Source organism: Bacillus sp. AFS031507 (genome assembly GCF_002584635.1).
Classification (GTDB): Bacteria; Bacillota; Bacilli; order Bacillales; family Cytobacillaceae; genus Neobacillus.
This window is the reverse complement of record NZ_NUOW01000115.1, coordinates 1-388: the sequence shown is the minus strand read 5'-3', so window position 1 is coordinate 388 and position 388 is coordinate 1. Positions and strand designations below refer to the sequence as shown.

Here is a 388-nt window from a genome sequence, read left to right as displayed (position 1 = left end):
GCAAAAGGCGGGAGATCTGTAGTTAGATTTAAAGATGAAGAAATCATTAACCAGGTAACTGAAAATACAATTAAAAAGGATAATATCTACAAGAAAAGGGGTTCAATAATAGAGCACCTATTTGGAACCATTAAACGACATTTTGGTTATACATATTTTTTAACAAGAGGGCTTGAATCAGTAAACACTGAGGTAAGCTTTATTTGTCTTGCTTATAATTTTAAAAGACTGATAAATATTTTCGGAGTAAAGGAATTAATAAGAAAAATCAGAGGGGGCTTTGCCCCCTTTTTATATGATTTTTGTGATTTTATTTATTTTTGTCAAAAATAATCTTGAATTTATTCAAACTTTATCAAAACAGAAACAATTGTTAGACAGACTCACG

The 388-nt window shown here is 29.4% G+C and carries 1 protein-coding gene; it reads left to right on the top strand.

The features are described from left to right. Positions 1-333, top strand: a 333-nt coding sequence (locus COE25_RS30100; protein WP_142354547.1) for a transposase, incomplete at its 5' end; no start/stop codon positions are given. Between the last annotated feature and the right edge of the window lie 55 nt (positions 334-388).